This window comes from Pseudomonas protegens (assembly GCF_013407925.2).
In the GTDB taxonomy this organism is placed as follows: domain Bacteria; phylum Pseudomonadota; class Gammaproteobacteria; order Pseudomonadales; family Pseudomonadaceae; genus Aquipseudomonas; species Aquipseudomonas fluorescens_AP.
Window position 1 is genome coordinate 832,714 of record NZ_CP060201.1, and the last position, 23,933, is coordinate 856,646.

23 protein-coding genes are annotated in these 23,933 nt (G+C 63.9%); 2 read left to right on the plus strand and 21 right to left on the minus strand.

The genetic code is table 11. The annotated features are described in order from the left end of the window. Positions 1-2 precede the first annotated feature (2 nt). From tssK to GGI48_RS03895, 18 genes are all read right to left on the minus strand, one after another. The gene (tssK, locus tag GGI48_RS03810) at positions 3-1,334 is read right to left on the minus strand and encodes a type VI secretion system baseplate subunit TssK (RefSeq protein ID WP_016964839.1); all 1,332 of its coding nucleotides are present in this window, start codon (positions 1,332-1,334) and stop codon (positions 3-5) included. Then, positions 1,331-1,834, minus strand: a complete 504-nt coding sequence (gene tssJ, locus GGI48_RS03815; protein WP_047303356.1) for a type VI secretion system lipoprotein TssJ — start codon at positions 1,832-1,834, stop codon at positions 1,331-1,333. The genes tssK and tssJ overlap by 4 nt, the downstream gene beginning before the upstream one ends. Positions 1,835-1,839: 5 nt before the next feature. Further along, positions 1,840-3,039 (minus strand): type VI secretion system-associated FHA domain protein TagH, encoded by a 1,200-nt coding sequence (tagH, locus tag GGI48_RS03820; RefSeq protein WP_103741956.1) that lies wholly within the window; start codon positions 3,037-3,039, stop codon positions 1,840-1,842. A 17-nt stretch (positions 3,040-3,056) separates the two neighbouring features. Then, a complete protein-coding gene (locus tag GGI48_RS03825; protein ID WP_047303353.1) occupies positions 3,057-3,197 on the minus strand; it encodes a hypothetical protein in 141 nt (46 codons plus the stop codon). Between the two features lie 85 nt (positions 3,198-3,282). Continuing rightward, positions 3,283-4,809 (minus strand): sigma-54-dependent Fis family transcriptional regulator, encoded by a 1,527-nt coding sequence (locus tag GGI48_RS03830; protein ID WP_179597064.1) that lies wholly within the window; start codon positions 4,807-4,809, stop codon positions 3,283-3,285. 10 nt (positions 4,810-4,819) lie between these two features. After that, positions 4,820-7,435: a type VI secretion system ATPase TssH gene (tssH, locus tag GGI48_RS03835; protein ID WP_179597066.1), complete on the minus strand. Its 2,616-nt coding sequence runs from the start codon at positions 7,433-7,435 to the stop codon at positions 4,820-4,822. An 11-nt stretch (positions 7,436-7,446) separates the two neighbouring features. Further along, the gene (tssG, locus tag GGI48_RS03840) at positions 7,447-8,454 is read right to left on the minus strand and encodes a type VI secretion system baseplate subunit TssG (RefSeq protein WP_042941084.1); all 1,008 of its coding nucleotides are present in this window, start codon (positions 8,452-8,454) and stop codon (positions 7,447-7,449) included. After that, on the minus strand, positions 8,418-10,205 hold the full coding sequence (gene tssF, locus GGI48_RS03845) for a type VI secretion system baseplate subunit TssF (RefSeq protein WP_103741958.1): 1,788 nt from the start codon (positions 10,203-10,205) through the stop codon (positions 8,418-8,420). The genes tssG and tssF overlap by 37 nt, the downstream gene beginning before the upstream one ends. 54 nt (positions 10,206-10,259) lie before the next feature. Further along, positions 10,260-10,652, minus strand: coding sequence for a hypothetical protein (locus tag GGI48_RS03850; RefSeq protein WP_103741959.1), 393 nt, complete (start codon positions 10,650-10,652; stop codon positions 10,260-10,262). Between the two features lie 61 nt (positions 10,653-10,713). After that, on the minus strand, positions 10,714-10,989 hold the full coding sequence (locus GGI48_RS03855) for a hypothetical protein (RefSeq protein ID WP_179597068.1): 276 nt from the start codon (positions 10,987-10,989) through the stop codon (positions 10,714-10,716). A 572-nt stretch (positions 10,990-11,561) separates the two neighbouring features. Then, positions 11,562-11,945 carry a hypothetical protein gene (locus GGI48_RS03860; protein WP_179597070.1) on the minus strand — a complete coding sequence of 128 codons (384 nt, stop codon included), beginning with the start codon at positions 11,943-11,945 and terminating at the stop codon, positions 11,562-11,564. Positions 11,946-11,951: 6 nt separating this feature from the next. Next, a complete protein-coding gene (locus GGI48_RS03865; RefSeq protein WP_179597072.1) occupies positions 11,952-12,932 on the minus strand; it encodes a DUF6402 family protein in 981 nt (326 codons plus the stop codon). Positions 12,933-12,941: 9 nt separating this feature from the next. Next, entirely contained in the window at positions 12,942-13,463 is a 522-nt protein-coding gene (locus tag GGI48_RS03870) for a PAAR domain-containing protein (protein WP_179597074.1), read from the minus strand. Between the two features lie 13 nt (positions 13,464-13,476). Continuing rightward, positions 13,477-13,884 (minus strand): type VI secretion system baseplate subunit TssE, encoded by a 408-nt coding sequence (gene tssE / locus GGI48_RS03875; protein WP_016965106.1) that lies wholly within the window; start codon positions 13,882-13,884, stop codon positions 13,477-13,479. 15 nt (positions 13,885-13,899) lie between these two features. Next, a complete protein-coding gene (gene tssC, locus GGI48_RS03880) occupies positions 13,900-15,375 on the minus strand; it encodes a type VI secretion system contractile sheath large subunit (protein ID WP_016965107.1) in 1,476 nt (491 codons plus the stop codon). A gap of 27 nt (positions 15,376-15,402) precedes the next feature. Next, positions 15,403-15,909 carry a type VI secretion system contractile sheath small subunit gene (gene tssB / locus GGI48_RS03885; RefSeq protein WP_016965108.1) on the minus strand — a complete coding sequence of 169 codons (507 nt, stop codon included), beginning with the start codon at positions 15,907-15,909 and terminating at the stop codon, positions 15,403-15,405. Positions 15,910-15,941: 32 nt separating this feature from the next. Beyond that, complete coding sequence (gene tssA / locus GGI48_RS03890; protein ID WP_179597076.1) at positions 15,942-17,498, minus strand: type VI secretion system protein TssA; 1,557 nt, start codon at positions 17,496-17,498, stop codon at positions 15,942-15,944. A 315-nt stretch (positions 17,499-17,813) separates the two neighbouring features. Continuing rightward, the gene (locus GGI48_RS03895; protein ID WP_260620616.1) at positions 17,814-18,170 is read right to left on the minus strand and encodes a hypothetical protein; all 357 of its coding nucleotides are present in this window, start codon (positions 18,168-18,170) and stop codon (positions 17,814-17,816) included. Between the two features lie 200 nt (positions 18,171-18,370). Here GGI48_RS03895 and GGI48_RS03900 point away from each other — a divergent pair, with 200 nt between their 5' ends. Beyond that, a complete protein-coding gene (locus tag GGI48_RS03900) occupies positions 18,371-18,757 on the plus strand; it encodes a hypothetical protein (protein ID WP_179597080.1) in 387 nt (128 codons plus the stop codon). A gap of 235 nt (positions 18,758-18,992) precedes the next feature. Here the strand turns inward: GGI48_RS03900 and GGI48_RS03905 are convergent, their stop codons facing one another. The 3 genes from GGI48_RS03905 to GGI48_RS03915 are packed head-to-tail and all read right to left on the minus strand — an operon-like array spanning position 18,993 to position 23,230. Beyond that, positions 18,993-20,078, minus strand: a complete 1,086-nt coding sequence (locus GGI48_RS03905; RefSeq protein ID WP_179597082.1) for a lipocalin-like domain-containing protein — start codon at positions 20,076-20,078, stop codon at positions 18,993-18,995. Beyond that, positions 20,068-22,560 carry an FtsX-like permease family protein gene (locus GGI48_RS03910; protein WP_179597084.1) on the minus strand — a complete coding sequence of 831 codons (2,493 nt, stop codon included), beginning with the start codon at positions 22,558-22,560 and terminating at the stop codon, positions 20,068-20,070. The genes GGI48_RS03905 and GGI48_RS03910 overlap by 11 nt, the downstream gene beginning before the upstream one ends. 1 nt (position 22,561) lies before the next feature. Continuing rightward, the gene (locus GGI48_RS03915) at positions 22,562-23,230 is read right to left on the minus strand and encodes an ABC transporter ATP-binding protein (protein WP_179597086.1); all 669 of its coding nucleotides are present in this window, start codon (positions 23,228-23,230) and stop codon (positions 22,562-22,564) included. A gap of 83 nt (positions 23,231-23,313) precedes the next feature. Here GGI48_RS03915 and GGI48_RS03920 point away from each other — a divergent pair, with 83 nt between their 5' ends. Then, entirely contained in the window at positions 23,314-23,895 is a 582-nt protein-coding gene (locus GGI48_RS03920) for a YniB family protein (protein WP_260620617.1), read from the plus strand. The last annotated feature ends 38 nt before the right edge of the window (positions 23,896-23,933 follow it).

Genomic DNA, 23,933 nt, shown 5'->3' on the forward strand with positions numbered 1-23,933 from the left:
AGTCAGTTCCTGATGGCCCAGAATTTCAGCTCAAGCTCGGAGAACTCCCCGGAAACGTGGAAGGCAAAGCCGCCGGAACGTTCCAGTTGAGTCAGCTCCTGGGGGCTGAATTCGAGGATGAAATAGGTCTTGCTGGAGTGGAACGGGATCTGTCGCGGCGCCACCGAGAGCGGTTTGACCTTGATCCCCGGCAGGTGCAGGTTGACCAGCTGGCGGATGTTCTCCACCGGGCCGACCTTGAGGTGCGCCGGCAAGCGATGACGCAACTCTTCGGCGTCGCAGTTGGCGCTGGCGGCCAGGACGAAGGAAGCCGACTCCAGCAGCGAGTGATCGTGCAGCGCCGCCACCAGGATGCCGTACTGGCGCTCCTGCAAGGCCAGCTCCATGGCGTGCTGCTCCAGGACCATGGACAGCACCTGGCGAATGGCGTCCATCAGGCTGCGAAAACTCGCCCCCTGGTCGCTGTGCTGGTAGCGGGTGTCCAGGCGCGGGCGCTTGCTCTCGCTGGAGAAGGTCGACAGGTCGCCCAGCATGCCGAGCAAGGTGCGATACAGCTCCTCCGGATGCACCTGCTCCAGGTCCAGGTAGTGGCGCAGCACCACTTCGCTGCGGTTGATCAGCTGCAGCATCATGAAATCGCCGACCTCGGCGCCACCGACCTTGCCATTGGAGCGGATGCGCTCGGCGATGGTGTCGCCACGGTGGGCGAGCATGCTGATCACCTCCTTCAGGCACGACAGCAGGTAGGCCGAGGCGTGGGTCTGGATGAAGGTCGGGAAGAACTCCTGATCGAGGTTGATCACCCCTTCGGCGTTGCTGCCCTGCACCTCGCAGACCTTGAGCTTGACGTAGGCCTGGTCGCTTTGCTGCTCGCCCAGCAACAGGCGGAAGTCCGGGCGTCCGCAACTGATCTGGCTGCTGGAGTCGTCGTCGGCATTGGAGTCGGCGATCTGCGCTTCGTAGGTGATGTAGCGCGCCAGCACATCGGACTGCTCGGCGCGCCGGGCTTCGATGTGGTTGCCAGTGACCAGGGGCAGCGCCAGGTACACCGAGGTCTTGCCGGTGTTGGCCGGCACGTCCAGGGCCAGGGGCTCGCTGCTCTCCCCAAGGGCGAACAGACTGCCGTCCGGCAGGATCCCCGAGGCCCGGCTGATCACCAGCTTGCCCATGTTCAGGTACTGCAGGTCGATCTCCAGACCGAGAAAGCCCCAGGTGTAGCTGCCCAGCAACTGGGTGCGGGTCTTGAGCTGATGATCGAAATAGCGGTCGTTGTGCTGGAAGTGCTGGGGACGCAGCAACATGCCTTCCTGCCAGATGACTTTATGTTCGTTCATGGCTGTTCATCCGCCCGGGCCAGAGGTTGCAGACGGTTGCGAATGCCCGCCTGATCGAGGATCAGCTCACTGCGGGTGACCTCCATCGCGGTGATCGGAATCACGTAGCGCCAGCGGGTTTCCGGCAGGTCGCGGTAGGCCGCCAGCACCCCGACATAACGGCTGTCACGGTCGACGCTGAGCTTGAGCTCCAGGCTCTGCCCGGGCCGCAGTTCCAGCTCCTCGCTGGCCACCAGGTCCGGGGCCAGGGATTCCTTGGCCCGCTCGTAGAGGCTGAAGAAATCGGCGTTTTCAAAGGCCACCGGGTGCTTGAGCTCCAGCAGCCGCACCACGATGGGCGACGGCCGGCCGTTGAGGTCGGGGTTCAACTGGTCACTGGCGCTGAGCCTGAGGTCGAGCTTGGTCAGGCTCGAATACGGCGACATCGAGGCGCAGGCGGCGAGCAGCGACAGCGCCAGCAGGGTCGCGGTGCGCATCAACAAAACCTTGCAGCGAAGCATGGGGATCATCCTTGGTGGGCGTGGGTGTTGAGGGTACAAATCAGCCGGTGCTGCTCCTCGTAGGCCTGGGCAAAGTCCCGGGCCAGCAGGCGTTCGCTCCAGTCGTCGTCCAGACGCAGGTTCTGGTGGTAACGGGTGTAGGCCCGCCAGTGACGCCCGGCGGTGGCCAGCCAGGGGCGCTTGCCGTCGCGCTCGAAGCGCAGGGTCAACTGCTGCGGCGAAAAGTGCTCCAGGGTGCTGCGCAGCGCTGCCCGGCTGGCGGCGAGCAAGGCCACCTGGTGCGCCTGCAAATCGCCGAAGGCCCGGGCAATGGCCTGGGGCCCGGACAACTGCCCGGGCTTGTCGTCCAGCAGCAGCCGCTCCAGGGCTTCACCGGCGTCCGGGGCAAAGCGCAGCGGGTTCTTGCCGACGCTCTGGACCTGGGTCTGGCCCAGGCGCAGTTCGTTCTTCAATTCGCTACGGGTGCGCAGGCTCTGCTGCAGGCTGGCGACACTCTGCTTGAGCAGGCTCGCCGCCTTGATCGCCAGTGCTTCCCGGGCCGCCGGATCGAGGTCCTTGAGCTCAACGCCCAGGGCCTCGGCAAAGCGTTCCCAGAACGGCTCGCCAGGGCTCTTGGGCGGCGACACCGGGCTCGCTGGCGGGACCGGCGCGGGCGCCACCAGTTCGGGGACCAGCAAGTGCTCGGTGTCGATCCGCGCGTAGTCGGCGAAGGGCTCCAGGGCCTGGGGCGGGCTGTCGAGCAGCGCCAGAGGATCGTCCGTCAGCTCGCCCTGCTCCTCCATGGCCAGGGCCTTGAGCGGATCCGGATCGAGAAAGGCGTCATCGGGAATGATGCTGCCCGCGGCCAGCGGCCGGCCGACGTCCAGCGCCAGGGACGCGCTCGTCGGCATCAGCCGCGCGCGCATCACGAAGCCCCCCAGCACATAGGTGCTGCCCTGCTCGATGCGCAGCGGCGTGCCCTTGGGCAGACGCGCACCGCTGTCCTTGAGGACGATGCCGTTGCTGCTGGTATCGGTGAGGAAGAACGCGCCGTCCCGATAGCTGACCTGCGCGTGGTGATTGGACAGGTGCCGCTGGCGATCGGGAATCACCCAGTGGCAATCGGCGCCGCGGCCGATCCGTCCCCCGCCCTGCCCGAAGGTCTTGCTGGCGCTTGCGGCCGGCAGGCGCTGAGGGCTGTCGAGCATTTCGAAAACCAGTTCCATGGTGCTGCTCCTTGCGCTCACTTGCCGCGGTTGACCGTCTGCGGGTCACCTAGCGGGCGGTAGCTGGGGTCATTGAATTTGTAATTGCCGCTGCAAGCGCCCAGGTGGCCGAAAACCACCAGCAACAGCAGGACAAGGGGCCAGGGACGAACGGACATCAGCGGTTCTCCGGATCAAGGTAAGGGGCACGGCGCCCAAGCAATCGGGCGCCGCCGGTCAGCGACAAACACCGCCACAGCGCGCTCATGAGCAGGACGCCTCGGGTTCCAGCGGCTGGATCTGCAAGCGCGCCAGGCGGTAATGCAGGGCACGCCGCGACATGCCCAGCTCGCGGGCGGCGTGGGTACGATTGCCGCCGTGCTTGTGCAGGCATTCCAGCAACAGGCCGCGCTCGATCTGTTCCATGCGCAGCCGCAGGTTCAGGGTCGGCGAGTCGTCCGGCGCCGAGCGTTGCAGCAGCAAGTGCTCGGGCAGCAGCTCGCGGCCTTCGCACAGCAGCACCGCCCGCTCCACCAGGCCCTTGAGCTCGCGCACGTTGCCGGGAAAGGCGTAGCCGCCGAGCAGTTGCAGCGCCGAGTCGGACCACTGCAATGCTTCGCGCTGGAGGAAGGCGCAGGTCTTGTCGCAGAAGTAGCGCGCCAGTTGCGACACATCCCCCGCGCGCTGGCGCAGGGGCGGCAGTTCGATGGGGAACTGGCCAAGGCGGTAATAGAGGTCCTCGCGAAACTCGCCGCTGCTGACCAGGGTCGGCAAGTCGCGGTGCGTGGCAGCGATGATGCGCACATCGATCTGGCGCGGCTCGTTGCTGCCCAAGGGGCGGATTTCGCTTTCCTGCAACACCCGCAACAACTTGGCCTGCAGCACCAGCGGCATGTCGCCGATTTCATCCAGCAGCAGCGTGCCGCCCTGCGCCGCCTCGAACAGACCAATGCGATCGCTGTCGGCGCCGGTGAACGCGCCTTTGCGATAGCCGAACAATTCGCTCTCCAGCAAGTGCTCGGGCAAGGCCGCGCAGTTCTGCACGATGAAGGGCTGCAAGCGGCGCGGTCCGTAATCGTGGATGGCCCGCGCCACCACTTCCTTGCCGGTGCCGGTTTCGCCCTGGAGCAGCACCGTGTAGGGACTGTGCAGCACCTTGCTGATCAGCTGGCAGGTCTGGCGCATGGCCAGGCTGCTGCCGATCAGCCCGTAGTCGCCGGCCCGGCGCGGGGCCTCGGGCTCGGTCGGCAGCGTGGTCGCCGCGCGCCGCCAGTGTTGCCGCAGGCTGCGCTGGGCCAGCAGGAAACTGCCCGACAGGCGCAACGAACCGGCAAACCCCTGCAACCGGGCAGGCTCGCGGCTGGCGCACAGCAGCAACCCTTGCACCGCGCCCTGGGGGTTGGCCAGGGGCACGCACAGCAGCGAGCGCCAGGCACCGCCGGCCTCCGGCAGGAAGTCGGTCTGGTACAGGCCGCAGCCCAGGTCGGCGAGGAACAGCACGCGGTCCTGGCACAGCGAGAACTGCAAAAGCTGCTCACCGTTGTAGTCCGCCGGCAGCTCGGCCACCGGCCGCGGCCGCGTGGCGTCGCTCAAACACTCGGCGCAAAGCTCCAGGCGGGTATGGGTGGCGTCCAGCAGGTACAGCTGGGTCAGCTGGCAACCACTGAGCCGGGCGACGGCAGCCACGAAGTCCGCCAGCAGGCTGGCCTCGTCGCGACTCCTGGCCAGCTCGCAGTACATCCCCAGCAGGGATTCGGCGTAGGCCAGTGGTTGGGCAATCTGGGTAAACATCCGGCTGCCCTCAAACAAACTCGCAGACCACGCCGCCGTCGGCATCCACCGTGGCGTACACCTGCGCAAGGGACTCGCCGCTGGCCATGGCCTGCAGCAGGCGATCGGCCACCCGGGGCATCAGATGCGCCTCCAGCAGGTGGTCGATCAACCGCGCACCGCTGTCGCTCTGCCCGCAGCGCCGGGCCAGTTGCGTCACCAGTTCCGGGCAATGACTGAACTGCAGTTGCCGGCGCCCCAGGCGCTGGCCCAGGCGCTGCAGCTTGATCTCGATCAGCTCCCGCAGCACCGCAGCGTCCACCGGGTAGAACGGCACCACCCGCATGCGGGCCAGCAGCGCCGGCTTGAAGTGGGCACTGAGGACCGGGCGGATCGCCTGTTCCAGGTCCTCGGCACTGGGCCGCTGCGGACCTCGGCACAGGGCGTCGATGCGTTCGCTGGCGAGGTTCGAGGTCATCAGGATCAGGGTGTTGCGAAAGTCGATCGCGCGCCCTTCGCCATCGTTGGCCAGGCCCTTGTCGAAGATCTGGTAGAACAGGTTGAGCACGTCCGGATCGGCCTTCTCCACCTCGTCCAGCAGCACCACCGAATAGGGCTTCTGACGCACCGCTTCGGTGAGCATGCCGCCCTCGCCATAACCGACGTAGCCCGGCGGCGAGCCGATCAGCCGCGAGACGCTGTGTTTCTCCTGGAACTCGGACATGTTGATGGTGGTCAGGAAGCGTTCGCCGCCGTACAGCAGGTCCGCCAGGGCCAGGGCGGTTTCGGTCTTGCCGACCCCGCTGGGGCCCACCAGCAGGAACACCCCCACCGGCGCGTCGGGCTTGTTCAGGCCGGCGGCGACGGCGCGCATGGAACGGTCGAGGGCCTGCACCGCTTGTTCCTGGCCGCGGATCCGCGCCCGCAGATCGTCGGCGAAACTGGCCACCCGGGCGTTGTGCTCGCGGGCCAGCTGCTCCAGGGGCACACCGGTCCAGGCGCTGATGACTTCAGCCACCAGCCGTGGACACACTTCAAAGCTGACCAGGCGCTCCGCGGTTTGCGCGCTGCTCAACAGGCCATGGACCGCCTCCAGTTCTGCCTGCAGGGCATCGAGGTCCACTGTTGGCGGGGTCTGCGCCGGGTCCTGGGGGCTGGTGCTCGCGGCGGCGCGGGCCTGGGCCAGTTCCTGGCGCAGGACCAGCAGGCGCTCGGCCAGCCGGCGCTGCTCCAGCCAGCGTTGCTCCAGGGCCTGGCGTTCCTGCTCGGCCTCGATCAGGCGCTGTTCCAGCTGGGCCAGGGCCGCCTGGTCGATACTCAGCCCGGCCTCGGCATCGCGCCGCAGGGCCTGGCACTGGCGCCCACCTTCGGCCAGCTCGGCCCGCAGCCGCTCCAGGCTCTGCGGTGCTGCCGCCAGACTGATGCGCACCCGGGCACAGGCGGTGTCCAGCACATCCACCGCCTTGTCCGGCAACTGGCGGCCCGCCAGGTAGCGCGCCGACAATTCCGCCGCCGCCACCACCGCATCGTCGCGCAAGTAAATGCCATGGCTCTGTGCATAGACCGGGGCCAGGCCGCGCAGGATGGTCACCGCCTCGTCGACGCTGGGCTCGTGCAACTGCACCGGCTGGAAACGCCGGGCCAGGGCCGGGTCCTTCTCGAAGTATTTCTTGTACTCGCTCCAGGTGGTGGCGGCGATGGTGCGCAGTTCGCCCCGGGCCAGGGCCGGCTTGAGCAGGTTGGCGGCGTCGCCACCGCCGGCGTTGCCACCGGCACCGATCAGGGTATGGGCCTCGTCGATGAACATGATGATCGGCCGCGGCGCGGCCTTGACCTCGTCGATCACCCCCTTGAGGCGACGCTCGAACTCGCCCTTGACGCTGGCCCCGGCCTGCAGCAAGCCCATGTCCAGGACCAGCAACTCGACGCCCAGCAGCGCCTGGGGCACTTCACCGGCGGCAATCCGCGACGCCAGCCCCTCCACCACCGCGGTCTTGCCGACCCCGGCTTCGCCGACAATGATCGGGTTGTTCTTGCGCCGTCGGGCGAGGATATCCACCATCTGGCGTAGCGCTTCATCGCGGCACAGCACCGGGTCGAGCCGGCCGTCCCGGGCCTGCTGGGTGAGGTTGTGGGTGAAGCGCTGCAACAGCGATTCGCCAGCGGCCAGAGGCTGCCCCGGGGCCTCGGGATCACCCTGCTGGGCCAGGGCGAAGTCCTTCAGGCGCTGGCTGTTCAAGCGCGCCAGCAACGGCTGGTAGCGGCTGCCGGCGTAGCGCAGCGGGTTGCGCAGCAGGGCCAGGAGCAACGCCGCCTGCTGCACCTGGGTCTGCCCCAGTTCCAGGCTGGCCACCAGCAAGGCGTCTTGCAGCCATTGCACCAGCTCCGGCGCAAACACCGGGTTGCGTGAAGCGCTGTGCTCGGTCCCGGGTTGCAGCACCGCCACCAGCTCAGCGGCCTCGATCCCGGCATCCTGCAGGGCCCGGGCAAGCAGCCCCTGGGGTCGCTCCAGCAGTTCCAGCAGCAGGTCCTCGACCAGGATCTTGCTGCCGCCACGGGCCACGCAACGCTCGGCGCAGCGCTCCAGGTCGCGCCGGGTATCGGCATCCAGTGCCTGGATCAGTTGTTGCAAATCGACGTTGATCATCGGTCTCGTCCTTAATGAGAGAGGCTGCCCAGGGTCACCACGCCATCGGCGCGTTCCCGTCCCAGCCAGCTGGTCCAGCCCAGGCGGCAAGCGTTCTGCTCGCCGATGCACAGTTCACGGATTTCTTCCTGGCGCAGTACCAGGCGGATGTCGTAGTCCAACGGGTCGCGCAAGGTGAAACGCACCAGGGCGCAGAGCGGTTGATAGCCGAAGCCGATCGGCAGGAACTCATGGAAGCGCTGCCAGTCGAGCTCGCGGATGTGGATGCGGAACTTGCCGCTGCGATCACGCACCCGCTCCCCCAGCACCAGGTCCTCGCCGAGCACGCTGTTGCCCAGGCCCAGGCGGTTGCGCTGCTCGGTGAGAATCTGCACCCGGCGCTCAATGCATTGCTCGATCACCAGTTGCGCATGTTTGAAGTAGTAACGCAGCACCGCCTCGATCAGGGCCGCCGAGTGGGCCCTCAGGCTGAGCAGGCCGAGGTAGGGCAACAGGCGTTTCCAGTTCAGCTCACGGGCCTGGCGGATCTCCTCGCCGCCCAGGCCGATCAGGGCGAACAACTGGCTGGAAAACGGGTCCAGGGCCCCGCTGGAGAAACTCGCGCGATAGCGGTACTTGCGCCAGATCGGCAGCATCAGCCGTTGCAGGCGATGGTGGAACAGATCGAGAAAATGCCGGGTCGGGTTGCCGTCCTCGGTGTCGCCCAGGGCCTGCTCGCCATAGAAGGCCGGCAGCGGCGAGCCGGAGCCGAACAGACCGATCAGGTTCAGGCGCAGGCGCGCATGCAACAGCCCCTGCTCTTCGAAGAACTCCACGCGATCGACGTCGCTGCCGGGAAATCCCAGGCTCGGGTTGGCCTGGAACTCCAGCTGATCGTAGAGCTCGTCGTCGTTCATCTGTGGGTGAGCGTCGCGCAGTCGATCGACCACCAGCATCACCGCCTGGAACAGCGAGTACTCCCGTATGCCTCGGGACAGCTCGCTTAAAGCAGGGGCTGTAGCCCCATGCGTGGCGTCCATTGGTACACCTCTCCTTGTGTACTGTTTACCCGCAGCTCGTGGTACGAATTGAGGCTGGCGTAAAGAGCGAAAAACTCGTTGAGCACGGAAGCGAAGATGAACAGGTCGCCTTCACCGATGTAGCCTTGCGGGTCGATGGTCAGCTCGGTGCGCAGGCCCCGCAGCGGCAGGCCGCGGTGCAGGCGATCGACGTGTTCGTGACGGATCGACTTGAGCCCTCCCAGCAAACGTTTGCTGACCCGCTCGGCGTGCTGGTCGTAGTAGCGCGGCAGGTCGTAGGTTTCGAGAATCACCTTGAGCGCATCGACGTTGGCCAGGGACAGGTAGTTGAGGGACATGTTGCTGATCAGCTTCCACAGGAAATCGCGATTCAGGGGCGGCGCGTAGCTGGCAGTGGCCGCGGTGATGTTGCGAAAGCGCAGAAAATCCGGGGTGTTCTCGCAGGGCTGGTCGATGTCGCCGAGCTTGAGCTGACGGGGCAGGTTCTGGTTGGTGCAGGTCAGCTCGATGGACAGGGTTTCCTGGGCCTCGGTGTGGCGGATGGCGAAGCTCAGGTAGGTGTCCAGGCCATCGTGGAGCAGGGACGAACGCTGGCGGATGCTGTAGTGCGGACGGCTTTGGGGCACGTCGAAGCTGGGGTCGTGCTCGAAGGATTCGAACGGCACATAGGCCTGGTAGCCGACCCCGCCCGGGGCCCAGCCGGTGACTGAATCCACCGAGAACACCCCGCAGTTTTCCAGGTCGTATTCCGCCGGCAGCAGCAGGTACTCGTCCTGCTTGCCGTCGAGGCGGATCGGCAGCGCGTCGTGCTTGAACAGATTGACGATGGGGGTGCAGTACAGCTTGACGTTGTCCAGGGTCGGCCGCAGGCGCTGGATACCGCTCTTGCGAATATCGAAGCGCAGCTCCAGGCCGCGCACCTGCTTGAGGCTGTCCTCCGGCAGCGTCCGCAATACCTCCAGGCCGCCGAGGTCGACAAACAGGAACTTGTCCTGGAAGGAAAAATATTCCTGCAGGTAGCGATAGCCGCGGAAGGTGTTCAGCGGATAGGGAATCAACGCCTCTTCCTCGGCAAAGCCCACCGGCTGCACCTTGTTGCCCGGGATCTGCAACGCCAGCGGATCACCGTTGGCTGCGCGCAACGGCTCGCCACTGGCACGCAGCGGCACCAGCTCGATCCCGGCCAGGTTGCGCAACAGGCTCAGGTAGAGCATCTGGCTGATGTAGCGCTCACCGGCCAGATGCAGGCGCAGGCGCCCCAGCTCCAACTCGCCCAGATGCCCGTCGCAGGTCATCTCCAGGCGCAAACTGAGCAAGGCCCCGTCGCCCTTGACCGAATAGGTCAGCCCGCACAGCGCCAGGGGCAGCACCTCGGTGGGATAGCAGGTGCGGAACCGGCAGCGCACCTCATTGATCGGCCGGCTCTCCACCGGCGTGTCCCGAGGCACGCCGACCGCCGGCCCCGAACGTTGCAACGGATCGAACTGCAGGATGCTGAACGCCGGCAACGGCCGCATGTAGTTGGGCCACAGCAGGTGCATCAACGAATGGCTGAGCTCCGGCAGCTCGTCATCGAGCTTCTGCCGCAGACGCCCGGTGAGAAAGGCAAAGCCTTCCAGCAGCCGTTCCACATCCGGGTCCCGCCCGGCCTGCCCGAGAAACGGAGCCAGCGCCGGACTACGCTCGGCGAAACGCCGGCCCAACTGGCGCAGCGCGGTCAGTTCGCTTTGGTAGTAGTGGTTGAAGGACATGGTTTACCTGCCTGGGGTGAGTGGGGGAACGGGCGAATGTGGAAACGCCTGGGTTCACGGTTGCGCTTGAATGGCTGCTGTTTTTCTTGCAAGCCATCGATCCACCGCTTCCCGCAGAACTATCGCGGCAATGCTCAAAAAACCTCTCAGCGCGCTGTAAGCCATGGCACGAACGGGATGACGCGTTAAAAAGTAAAAAGTGATCAGGCTTGTCATCAGTAGAACGATGACAAACTTGAGCTTGATATTCCTGGTAAAGAAAACAATCAGACTTACCAGAACAAAGAGCTGAAGCATCAACACGTTGGTCATACCGATATTGACGCCACGGGAGATCAGCTCACCGTAGAGAGACAGATAGATATCCACCGGCATGTTGTGCAGCGGCACATATGACACGCCAATTGCAACATAGAAAAAAACGCTGACTGCGGAACGGACATTCATTCCCTTCAAGCTCCTTGCCTGCTGTCGCAGGCCTTAGGCCGAAACCAAAAAAGCACCCAACCTAATTTTTAAAATGGGTATAAGGCGCATTACTTACAAACACATTCATCCCGTGCTCTTCCCATTCCGGCATGGAAATAACAAACAGATTTTTCTGCCAATCAAATCTTATCCAGTAAATCCCGACCTCATGATCATTTTCAAATACCCGCATATCCAAGGACTGCGTGTTATACAAAGGTGTGCGGTAGACTGTTTCAGGCGCCTGCGTATCAATTACTCGAAGATAAGCCATTCTCCGCAGAAAAAAAATTCCATCGACACGCACACTCTCCATTATGAATCGGCCTGACGGACTTACCTGCGTAGTACTCGAGGGATAACCGAGCATTACATTGACGGTGTATGCCAATGCCGCACCCAACACAACAGCGAATATAACTGTTCGGCGAAGCCATTTACTCCGGAGCATATTCATCGTTGTGCTTAACGACACTCCGTGACAGTCCACCCCTCCCAGCCCTCGGACCCAGGATATAGCGCGGAAGCACCATTAAACTCCGGAGCAATATTTTCACTTCCTTCTCTCATCCATAAATACCATTCCGACGTTCTAAGCATCTCCCCCTCCTTGGTATAAACCCGATAAAAATTCTTGCTACTGAACAATTCAAAAACGCGCCCAACCAGCCCCACCGATCGATATTCCGGGATATATGTTGCTATGTAGCATTTACCCGACTCGTTCCAATCCTTCACTCTGGGCTGAGCCAGCCACGCACCTCTTAACTTGAGCCCTAGGGGGAGCAACAGTAGAAGCACAACTACCGAAACAATGAAAACCACTAACCCTCTTTTAGTTTTCAGCATGACTCACTCTATGAAAGCCCTCTCTGAATACCAAAATCTTCAACGACACGCTGTCACCGTCCAGTACTCCCAACCCTCAGTTCCCGGGTACAGCGCAGTAGCGCCAGAAAACTCGGGGGCAACCTGCTCATTTCCCTCCCTCATCCAGAAAAACCATTCGGATGTCCTAAGCAGTTCATCATCTTTTGTATAGACACGATAAAAATACCGACTACTCAATAACTCCAGCACCCTGCCAGCCAGGCCGATCATCTTGTAGTCAGGCTCATACTTGGAGATATAGCAATCCCCCGAATCGCTCCAATATTTTTTTAATGGCTGAGCCATCCAAGAACCATATACCTTCAGCCCAAGCAGAAACATCAGTAAAAGCCCAACGATCACAAACAAAATAGATCGCGCCACGCCAATAAATTTTCTCATTGAAAGCTACGCCCTTTGGGTCCGATGCAAGAACTCACCAAAGTCGGCATCCGACAGATAGATGAGAATCGATACCGGGACCTTCTTCACGCTGGAGTAGACAAATAGGTCACCTCCTCGGCGATGCTGCGCCCGATAACAGTTAAAGCTATCGTTGGTTACTTTAAAATAACGCACCGACCCACGCACAACATATTCGGGCTCAGCCAGATACTCAATAGGATCTGGCTTAACAACACCTTGAGAGTTCCAATAGCCTAACAGTTGATCTTCATCAGCATTCAAAAACTCATACGTATCACGCACATAACAACCAACTTCATGAATTTTCAATAACGCCGCACTTCCCTTGGTTTTAGGTAGCGTGGAAAACTTGGTTATTGCAATCTTTAGGGTAAAACCACCCAACGCACCATAAACGTCGTCCAGCGGATTCAGGGCTTTGTCGAGTCGGCCTGTAGAAATCTCCCTGAAATTTGTCTGTGTAGTAGTCTCCAGCTCAATGGCATTCAATTGACTATAGTCATGAAAACCGGCAATCAGATCCTGCCCCTCCACATCCAAAATATTGAGGTTTTGCATTCGCTGCATAAACTGCAAAAGCCCTTTTGTCAGTTGCTCTACCCCACCTCTCTTACGTCCAAAAATCTCGTTGTATTGGCTAGCACTGGATAGTTTCCCTAGCAGTTCATCAACAAGAACTCCAGTGTGCGAGGAAGCACTCGATAACCAATCAAAATCGAGATCAACAAACAGTTTCTCTTGAGTAATTCTGTCTACTGCCAATCGTCCCCTTTTCTCCTCCGGACTCATGACGAAAACCTCGCCATCAAACCAGCGTTGCATGATCCGGGCAGCCTCCACCCAGCCGAGCGTGCGCATCACCGCAGGGATATCGGTGATCTGGAAATCCTCAACCGTCGTTTCTGCACACTTCATGTCGGCCGAGGCCGTGAGCTGAGCGGTTATCGGAGCCGGATCAGACATATGCATGCCTCACGCAATCACAAGAGAAGATTGGGGTTCAAGCACCAGCGTGACGCTTTCAGCCGACTGCGCAGCAATCTTTGCGGTTTTCCCCTGCCCATCGGTAACCCCCTTGATCTCCTTGCCCGAGGCAGTGAGCAAGGTGTAGGCACGCCCTGTCAGCGGAGTTCCCGATCTGGAGCGCACCACGAACTGCTGGTCGAACGGCCAATTGATCTGCACCGGCAACGGCGCCACAAACGGTGCCGGGACATGGGTATCGCCAATGATCACCGTCCCTGATCCACCTATCACCGTGTTGCCATGACTGCCCAGCGACCCCAGGGTGGCGGCCGGCCGACCATTGATGAACACGCTGCTGCTCAGGGCGCCGCTCAAGGCACCGCCACAGGCCGACACGTCACCTTGGCGAGCCGCCGGCAGGCCGTCGAACAGCACATCTGCCGAGCCGCTGGCGATGGGATTGACCCCATGCCCGGGAATCGGACAAGCCGTTGGGTCGCTGAGCCGTGCCGCAGGTTTTCCAGACATCCTTGTGCACTCCTTACTTGATCCGTACCTGTCCACTGCCATCCAGGCGTGCGGCGAAGCTCACCTGGCGCCTGACCCCTTCCACCTCCAGCAGGCCTTCGATGCTGAAGGCCAGCTTGAGGGGATCGTGGTCCCGGGGCAGTGGCTTGACCCGCACGTTGGACAGCCTGGGTTCGTAGGTCTCGATAAAGCCTTCGATGGCCTCGCGCGCCTGACTCAACGCGTCGTGCAGGCTCAGACGCATGTCGTTGAGATCCGGCAGCCCGTAGTCGGACAGTGTCTGCACACTGCCCGCCCGGGTGCTGAGCATCTTCGCCAGGTGGGCAGCCACCGATGCCATGGCGGCCACTTCGCGACTCCAGCCGACGCGCTGTTCTGCCTCGCCGCTCAAGCGTTCGAAAAGGCTGCCGTATCGACGCATGGCTCAGCTCCTGCCCTATTCCTTGTCCAGCTTGCCCACCAGCGACAGGGTGAAGTCCGCCCCCATGTACTTGAAGTGCGGCCGCACGTTGAGGCTGACCCGATACCAGCCCGGCTCGCCCTCGACGTCGCTGACGATGATCTGCGCGGCACGCAGGGGACGCCGGCCACGCACTTCACTGCTGGGGTTCTCCTGGTCGGCCACGTACTGGCGGATCCACTTGTTGAGTTCCAGCTCCAGGTCGGTGCGTTCCTTCCAGGACCCCAGTTGCTCGCGCTGCAGCACCTTCAGGTAATGGGCCAGGCGGTTGACGATCATCATGTAGGGCAGCTGGGTGCCGAGCTTGTAGTTGAGCTCCGCGGCCTTGCCCTCGGCGCTGATGCCGAAGAACTTGGGTTTCTGCACAGAGCTGGCGGAGAAGAACGCGGCGTTGTCGCTGCCCTTGCGCATGGTCAGGGAGATGAAGCCCTCTTCCGCCAGCTCGTACTCGCGACGGTCGGAAACCAGGACCTCGGTGGGGATCTTGGTTTCGATCTCACCCATGCTTTCGAAGTGGTGCAGGGGCAGGTCCTCCACCGCGCCGCCGCTCTGCGGGCCGATGATGTTCGGGCACCAGCGGAACTTGGCGAAGCTGTCGGTCAGGCGGGTGCCGAAGGCGTAGGCGGTGTTGCCCCACAGGTAGTCTTCGTGGCTGTTGGCAACGTTTTCCTTGTAGACGAAGGATTTCACCGGGTTTTCTTCCGGATCGTAAGGGTTGCGCAACAGGAAGCGCGGCAAGGTCAGGCCGATGTAACGGGCATCCTCGGACTGGCGGAAGCTCTGCCACTTGGCAAATTGCGGGCCTTCGAAGTGGTCCTTCAGGTCCTTGAGGTCCGGCAGCCCGGTAAAGCTTTCCAGGCCGAAGAACTTCGGCCCCGCCGCGGCAATGAACGGCGCGTGGGACATGCACGCCACGCTGGACACGTACTGCATCAGCTTCACGTCCGGCGAGCTGGGGGACATGAAGTAGTTGGCGATGATGGCGCCCACCGGCTGGCCACCGAACTGGCCGTATTCAGCGGTGTAGATGTGTTTGTAGAGGCCGGCCTGCATCACTTCCGGAGAGTCCTCGAAGTCGTCCAGCAGGTCCTGCTTGGAGACGTTGAGGATCTCGATCTTGATGTTCTCGCGGAAGTTGGTGCGGTCCACCAGCAACTGCAAACCACGCCAGGCCGACTCCAGCGACTGAAAATCGGGATGGTGGAGGATCTCGTCCATCTGCTGGCTGAGCTTGGCATCGATCTCGGCGATCATCCGGTCGACCATGGCCTTCTTCACCGGCTCGCCGCTGTTCTGCGGTTTCAGCAACTCTTCGATAAAGGCCGAGACTCCGCGCTTGGCGATGTCATAGGCCTCGTCATCCGGGGTCAGGCGCGTCTCGGCGATGATGCTGTCGAGAATGCTGTATTCACTGCTGTCCTGGTGCTTCTGCTGTGCGGCACTGCTGCTCATGTTCTAGCTTCCTTGGCGGTTGAGGGCTCAGTCTTGCAGGGCGGGGGCGGCGTTCAGACCCAATTCACCCAGGACCCGATCCCGGGACTGGTCATCGGCGAGCACGCCTTCGATGGCTTTGCGAAAGGCCGGGGCGTTGCCCAATGGCCCCTTGAGCGCCACCAGGGCGTCGCGCAGTTCCATGAGTTTCTTCAGTTCCGGAACCTGCTCCACCAGGCTGGCCGGGTTGAAGTCCTTCATCGAATCAACCCGCAATTGCACCGCCAGCTCGTCGCTGCCGCCATCGTCCTGCAGGCGATTGGGCACGCTCAGGGTCAGGCGCAGTTCCTGCTTGGCCAGGACCTCGTCGAAGGTCATCTTGTCGATGCTGATGGGTTTGCGATCCTCGACCTTGCGCTCGTCCAGGCGCTGGGTGTAATCGCCGATCGCCAGTAGTTTCAACGGCAGTTCGATCTCTTCCTGAGCGCCGCCGGTGGCGGGTTTGAACGTGACGTTGATCCGTTCCTTGGGGGCTACAGAGCCTTCTTTGGCCATGACACTTCTCCTTGGGTTGTTGGCCCTGGGGCCTATTCGAGTACCACCTCGAGATCGAGATGGCACAGCCTGCGATAAACCTCTTCCTTGCGTTCGCGCACCGCGTGGTTTTGCGGCAACAGCTCGCAGCAGTTGTGCAGCAGCTGCAGTACCTCCAGCGCCAACTGCGGCTCCCAGGCCTGCAGGCCCGAGTGCTGCAGTTGCTGATCGAGAGTCTCCAGCTGGGTCTTGGCCAGTTCGTACTTCTTGGCCGTGAAACACAGGCGCGCCAGGCTCAACTGCCAGAAGAACCGCACCCGCCCGCCCTGGGCGTTCTGCAGGCCCTGCTTGAGCACCTGCACCGCGGCCTTGAGGCCGTCCTTGCGCAGGATCGGCAGCACCTCTTCCAGGGCCTCTTCCCAGGCCGGCAGGTGGCTGTCCGCTTCGACCTTGCGCGGCACGTCGGCGCTTTGCAGATGGGGCAGGACCTGGGCGCTGATCCAGGCGCGGGTGGCCGGATCGGCAAAGGCCACGCCGTCATGGAAACGCAGCTCGATCAGACCGGGCAGGCGTTGCAGCAGCAAGGCGAAATGGAACTCCACCTCACGCATGGCCGACTCGGCATTGAGCTCCTGCAGGCACTCCCAGACCATGCGCTGGCCGTCAAACCAGAACGGCGCACGAGCCAGACTGGCCTCCAGCTCTACCAGCAGGTCGGCGTACTGGCCCTGGGCGAAACGTTCCTGGTAGTGACGCAGCTTGTCCGCCGGCAGCCCGCGCAAGGCGGTGACCTGCTCGGCATTGCGCTCGGGCACCGCATCGATGGACAGCCACATCAGGGTGCGATTGAGGCGCAGGGCACGCTGGTCGGTGGCCTTCTGCCGCAGCCACCAGGCGCACAGCGGCCGGGCGTTGTCCTGCTGGGCGCGCAGGGCCTTGTGCGCATCCTTTTCGTTATCGATGGGTGAACCGGGGGTGAACAGCTGTGCCGCCGCCTGTTTGACCTGGGCCACCACGCTGCCCACGGCTCCGGGTTCCGGCTGCTGATCCGCGGCCCGGGTGACCATGCCCTGCAGACGCCGGCAGATGGGCAACAGCAGCGGCGCTTCGTCCCCCAGGTGCCGGGTCAGGATGCCGTCCAGCCCTTGGATCTGCTCCACCAGACGGCGGAACAACGGCAACTGGTCCTTGACCGGCACATCGTCGTCGAGGGCGTCCTGCAGGCGCGGCACCAGCCAGGCGATCGCTGCGCCGCGGGTGCGCGGCTTGGCCGGGTAAACCTGGTCCCAATGGTGTTCGCAGAGGTGGCGCACCAGCCCCAGGCCCGCCAGCAGGCCAGGGAAAGACTCACGCTGATGCAAGGCCCAGGTCAGCCAGGCGGCGACCCGCAGATCCTTGGATTGATCACGCAACAGGGCTTCGCTTTGCTCCTGGACCTTCAGCCAGTCGATCTGACCGTTGGCATGCAGCGACTGGGCTTTGCCCAGCTCGCTTTCCAGGGCTTCGTATTCGTTGGAGAAGCGGACGTCATCGCCAGCGAAGCTGTGCTCGTGCACAGGGGACTGGGCGAGTTTGAGGTGATGGGAATACAGCTTGCGCGAGTAGCTCATGGGTGGCCACTTTCCATGCCCGCCACCCGGCTCGCATAAAGGCGTTGATTACGCTCTTTATTGAAAAATCTGACAAAGGTGGGAAACAAAGTGCGCACTGGAACTACCGGATATCCATTCAGGTGGCAAAACCCTAACGGAACACCCCAGGCAAAAATATAGGATTTTTCTTATATGGACCGATAAACCTCTAGTACAAATATGTTTAAGTTCTTATGCGCAACTTCTTGCACAGTAGTATTCGGATTTATACAACAAGTGGTATTAATCGCGCCGCCCCGCTTGGCTCGCTCACCCCTCCCGCACCTGGCGCCGTCAATGGGCCGCGGACTTATCAGCGCTCAGCACTTTGCGCAGTTGCAGGTAAATCACCCCATCGCCATCGAATGCGAGCACTTTATTGGCAGTCAAGGTTTCAGCGTCGCGCCCCTCATATTTAAGCCAGCCTTCATCCCACAAGTGGCCACTTTCATAACGCACTTGAATGAAGTAATAAGGCGGCTCGGCGCGGGTGATTTCAATGTAATGCCCACCGTCGGCGGCGCCCTGCCACTGGGCATTGGGGTGCTCGGCCAGCCGATGGGCTGGAGCCTTGGTGAAGTCCGTCAAGGCCACCCAAAATGCAATCAGCGCCAGCGCCAACCCGCCCATCACCATCAGAAAACGCTTCAACCAGATCAATCCCTAATCTCCAGCAGTTGGGCCGTGCAGCGGCCGCCCGGTCGGGTCGGCGGCATTCTGTGCCCCTGCTGGGCAACAGCGCAATAAAAAGCCCCGGGCAACTTGCCAGGCGCTGCCGGTCCCTGCAGCCTTGACGCCGGAACGGTCCATGGACAGCGGCGCCCTTGCCCCCCAAAACGGAAACACCTGACATGCGCATCACCCTCACCGCCCTGCACAGCGATCCGTCGTCTGCCTTGTGGGTCGACTTCAACTGCGCTTTCGGCCAAGGCCGGGGCCTATGGCTGGGAGCGCCGCCCCAGGTTGCCCAGGAGCACGACGTGGAACTGAGTCTGGAGGATGAGTTCCGCTGGCAGCACAACCTGTGGCCCGGCACCGGGCCTGAGCCGCGAATCGATCGGGACAGCGACGGGCTGCACATCACCGGGCAGTTGCTCCAGGTCGACGAGGACGCTGGCGCGGCCCTGGCCATCGGCGGTTCCATCGTCCTGCTGAGCGTGCACGGGTACACCCGGCCACTGCCCGCCTGTGTCAGCCTGCTGGCCCGTCAGGTGAGCCTGCAACCGCTGGCGCTGTAAGCGCCGCTCAGGCGGATCCGGGGCATGCGCAATCCAAGGAGGGGTAAAGCTGGGAAATCGCCGAACGCGACTAGGAAGGGTGTTCGCCCAGTGCTCTGGCCTTGGCAATCCATGCACCGGTAAAGAGCCCTTGCACCGGGCGAACGCTTGGCATTCTAGTGCAACGGCCAGGGAATGTCCGTGGGCCGAATCTGAATAAAACTGCAACGCTGGACGCCGCCCCTCGCAGCGCCTCTCAATACCCGGTCATCTCCAGATAACCGCTGCCGCTGTGGCTGCCCTCCAGCGTGACCGGCCCTTCCCAGTAGGGAATGCTCAGGTTCATCCACGACTGGGGATTCAAGGCCCGGGTTCTGATGTCCAGCCCCTTGTCGGGGATGCTCAAGTGCCAGGCGATCGGCAGGCGCCGTCCCTCGACCTGGGCAGCGTCCAGCGCTGTCATGCGGATCTGCTCCCGTCCCAGGCTCTGGGTGCTGCCGTCGGCATTGATCCAGGTGCCGGTGATGTAGGGCGCGCGCGTGCTCTCCCGAACCCGGAACAGCATCAGCCGCTCGCCGCTGTCCAGGTGCAGGGAAAACCAGTCCCAACCGGTCTGATCGGCGGCCAGGGGCTGGCTGCTCCACTCACGGTCGAGCCAGGCCGGGCCGCTGACCTGGTAACGCTGGCCGTCGATCTGCAACTGGCCCGTGGCCTGGAAAAACGGCTGGCTGTAGTAATAGGACGCCTGCCCCTGATCGGATTTGCGGCTGTAACCACCCTCCCCCTGCAGCACCAGGGGCCGGCTGCTGGACAGTTGCAACTGATAGGCAAACCCCGGTCCGCTGGCCTGCACCTGCATCCGGGCCAGGGGATTGTCCGCGCTGGACAGGCTGGTGAAGCGCCAGTCATCGATCCAGGCCTGGAACGGCTGCGCCGTGACCCCGGCCTGCCCCACCCCGCCCCGGGCATAGCGCTCGGCGGCGTGATGGCTGCTGGCGGACGTCGCCGCCGCGTGCCCCAGCCAGACCAGCGGCGCACTCCAGCCGGGTTGTTCGGGTGCGGCGCGCAGGGCGCTGCGAAACAGCGTCCATTGCACGCCGAAACGTCGGCCTTGAGCGTCCTTGAGGTCGGCGGTCAGGTACCACCACTCGATGCGAAAACCATCGTGGGGACCATGATCGGCGGGAAAGCTGAAGCTGCGCCCCGGCAGCACCGGGGTAAAGGTCGCGGCCTCGCTGCCCAGCCCGGCAAACCCCTGGGGCGGCTCGGCGGAAGGCTCGCAACCGGCCAGCAAGGCCAGCAGCAGCGCCGCCAGCACCCGGCTCAAGCGATCAATCTTCATGGGCAAAGCTCCTCAGCAGATCCGCCGGTTGCGCACGCTGCAAACGCAGCAGCGGCCAGGCCGATGCCAGCAGGGTCGCCAGCATCGCCAGCCCCAGCAGTTGCACGAGCTGCCCGGGGAAGACCCGCAACGGCAAACGCCAACCGAAGGCCTGGACGTTGATCACGCTGTCCAGGCACCAGGCCAGGACGATGCCCAGGGGCAGCGCCAGGACCAGGGTCAGCACGGCCAGCAGCCAGGTCTGGGCCAGGTTCAGCAGCAGCAATTGACGCCGCCCCACGCCCAGGGCCCAGAGTGGCGCCAACTGGCCCAGGCGGCTCTGGCTCTGGGTCAGCAGGCTGATGAACAGCGCCACCCCGGACACTCCCAGGGTCAGGCTGTTGAGGGCCGCGGTGGCGGCGAAGGTGCGCTCGAAGACCTGTTGCGACCAGCCCTTGAGCCGGGCCTGATCAATGACCCGGCTGTCATCCAGATGAAATTGCTGTTGCAGGGCGCCGATCAGCGCCGGCACCGCCGCCGGCACCGCCGCCGGCGCCAGGCGCAGGTTGAAACGGTTCGGCGTCAAGTCCGGCCAGTGGCGCAGCAGGTGCCCGGCGTTCACCAGCACATGGCCCTTGGGGTTGCCGTAGTCGGCGTAGATCCCCACCACTCGGGGCGCCCACTGGCCGGTCGGCACCGCCAGGCTCAAGCGGTCGCCGGGGCGGACCTTGAGGCGCCGGGCCAGTTGTTCACTGAGCATCAGCGTGTCCTGGCTCGCCAGTTGCGCCCAGGGCTCGGCGCCGTCGGCTTCCAGCAGCGGCCAGTGCGCACGGTAGCTGGGATGGTCGATCACCCCGTACAGGTCCGCCGGCCAGCCGTGCACCTGCAACGCCACCTGCCAACTGGGGAGCACGGCTGTCACTTGCGCCTGTTGCGGCAACCACGCCAGCAACTGCCGGGCCTGCTCCGGGCTTTGCGGATTGACGTACAGCTCGGCGCTCAGACGCTGCTCCAGCCAGTCGTTGAAGGTCTCGCGAAACCCCGCGGTCATGCTGCCGGCGCCGATATTCGCCGCCAGCGCCAGCAGCAGGGCCATCAAGGCCAGGCTCAGGGCCGGCAATTGCTGGCGGCAATCGGCCAGGAACCACTGCCCCAGCACCCCACGCCGGCGCCCCAGCAAGGCCCCCAGCAGCGCATCGAGCAACACCGGCAAGCCCAGGGCCGCCGCCAGCAGCAAGGCCGCCATCAGTACGAAGCCGCTGGCCAGGCTATCGCCCCATTGCCAGGCCGCCAGGGCCACCAGCACTGCGCCGCCAGCCACCACGCCCTGACGGCGCAGCCAGCGGGCATGGGCCTGATGCCAGGCCTGGGGGTTGGCCAGGGCCAACAGCGGCAGGCGCGCCGCCCGCAACAGGCTGGCGGCGCCGGCCAGCAAGGCGCCCAACAGGCTCAGGCCAATCCCGCTGAGCCACCACCAGGGACTCAGGCTCAACTGCCCCGCCACCTCGGCGCCGTACAGGCCGCGCAGGCTGGCGGCGACATCCGGCAGCAGCAGCCCGGCCAGCCAGTAGCCGCTGACCACCCCGGCGACCCCGCCCAGCAATGCCAGCGCCCCCAGCTCCAGGGTCAGGCTGAAGATCAACTGCCGCGCACTGACCCCACAGGCGCGCAAGGTGCGCAACAGGCCGCGGCGCTGCTCCAGGGCCAGGCCGATGGCGGCATGCACGATAAACAGCCCGACCACGAAGGACAGAAACCCCAGGGCATTCAGGTTGAGGTGAAAACTCTCGGTCAGGCGCGCCAGGTTGTTCTCCGAGTCGCCGGGGTGCAGCACCAGCTGCCCCGCCAGCGGCGCCGGCAAGGGCGGCGCCTGGGCGGCAAAGTCCCTGGGCAGCAGCAGCCGGCTGAGTTGCCCCGGCTGGTCGAGCACTTGCTGGGCAAAGCCGATGTCCATCAGCAGCAGCCCCGGCGCCATGTCCGCCTGCACCTGCAACGGCGGCAGCCGCCGACCATTGCTGGCCACCGGCTGCTGGCCCTCGTGGTAACCCAGGCTGGCCAGGGTTTGCGGGGCAATCCAGGTGCGCCCCGGCGGACTGAAGAACTCCACCACCTGCTGCATTGCCAGGGCCTTGCCGGCGATGGCGGAACCGGCGGGCAACGACAGCGGCTCGATGCCCATCAGTTGCAGGCGCCAGTCGTCATGCCCCTGCAACTGCACGCGCCCTTGCAGCACCGGCGACACCGGCCAACCCGCGCGACGCAGGTCGACAAAGCGTTGCTGGGGAAAACTTGCGCCATCGGCCGTGCCCAGGCTGGCCTGGGGTTCACCGCCAATCAGTTGGCTGGCCCGGGCGTAGCTGTCCCGGGCCTGGCTGTTGAGCGCCAGGACCCCGGTCAGCAGGCTGGTGGCCAGCCACAACCCGGTGAGCACACTGAAGAACTGCACCGGATGCTGGCGCCAATGGCTCAGCAGCGCCTGCATCGTCGTCATCAAGACCCGCATCTCAACCCCCGACCGGGTCGGCCAGACGACCGCGATGCAGCACCACCGTCTGTTGCAGGCGGCTGGCCACGCGCTGGCTGTGGGTCACCATCAGCAGGCCGGTGGGGCTGTCGGCCAGCAACTCCAGCAGCAGGTCCAGCACCTCGTCGCTGGTGGCCTCGTCGAGGCTGCCGGTGGGTTCGTCCGCCAGCAGCAAGCCGGGTTTCGCAGCCAGGGCCCGGCCCAGGGCGACCCGTTGCTGCTGGCCGCCGGAGAGCTGCTCCGGATAGCGCCGCAGCAAATCCCCCAGGCCCAGGCGCTCCACCAACTGCGCCTGCCACCGCGGATCGAAGCGCCCGGCCAGGCGCGCCTGGAAACTCAGGTTGTCCTCCACCCGCAGACTGCTGATCAGGTTGAACTGCTGGAACACCAGGCCCACTTCAGTGCGCCGCCAATCGGCGCGCTGGCCCTCGGTCATCTGCTCCAGATGCTGCCCGCCGATGCGGATGCTGCCGGCGTCGACCCGGTCGAGCCCCGCCACCAGATGCAGCAGGGTGCTCTTGCCGCTGCCCGACTCGCCCATCAGCGCCAGACTGCTGCCGTGCTGCAGCTGCAGGTCCACGCCCTGCAGCACCGCCAGTGGGCCCTGGGGCGTGGGGTAGCTCTTGAAAACGCCTTGCACCTGCAGCATGGGCTGATTCGTCCGAGTAAAGAGGGAGCAAAGCATAGCCTGGGCAGCAGCGCCCCTATCGGCCCGTGCCGGCGAAATATAGTATGGCGCGACTTTTTTCCTGGCAGGACGCACAGATGAACTACACCCGGGCCCAATTGAAGTACCGGCTGCAGATCGGCGCAGGCACATTGATGTTCACCGGCGCGCTGATTTCCACGGTGTTTTCCACCCTGAAAATGCTCCACTGGCGCCTGGACAGCTACACCGCCATGGCGAGCACCATCAACCGCCCGATTCAGCAGTTCACCCTGATGGTCTCGGAAAACACCCGGGCCCTGGACTGGTTCTGGGACAACAGCCCGACCCCAGACTTCCTGCGCCTGAGCAACGCCTCGCACTGGAAATTCCTGCTGATCTACCTGCTGATCTTCGTCGGCGCCGCCCTGTTCGCCTCGGGCCGGACGCTGATGCGCAAGGTCGAAGCCGTGGAACCCCTGATCGAGGCCCAGCTCAACGCCCCGGTCGAGGACGGCGTGCCCGCCAGGACCCTGCAACAGCTGGAGGACTCGACCCTGGTGGAAGCCGCGCCGTCGTTCTTCAGCCAGACCCGCCTGCTGGTGGTCTGGCCCCTGGGCGGCGCCGCGGTGTACCTGGGCCTACTGTGGATGCTGGGCATCCTCTGAGCCCGGCGCCGGCGGATAGGGCAGCGCCTCGGCCACTG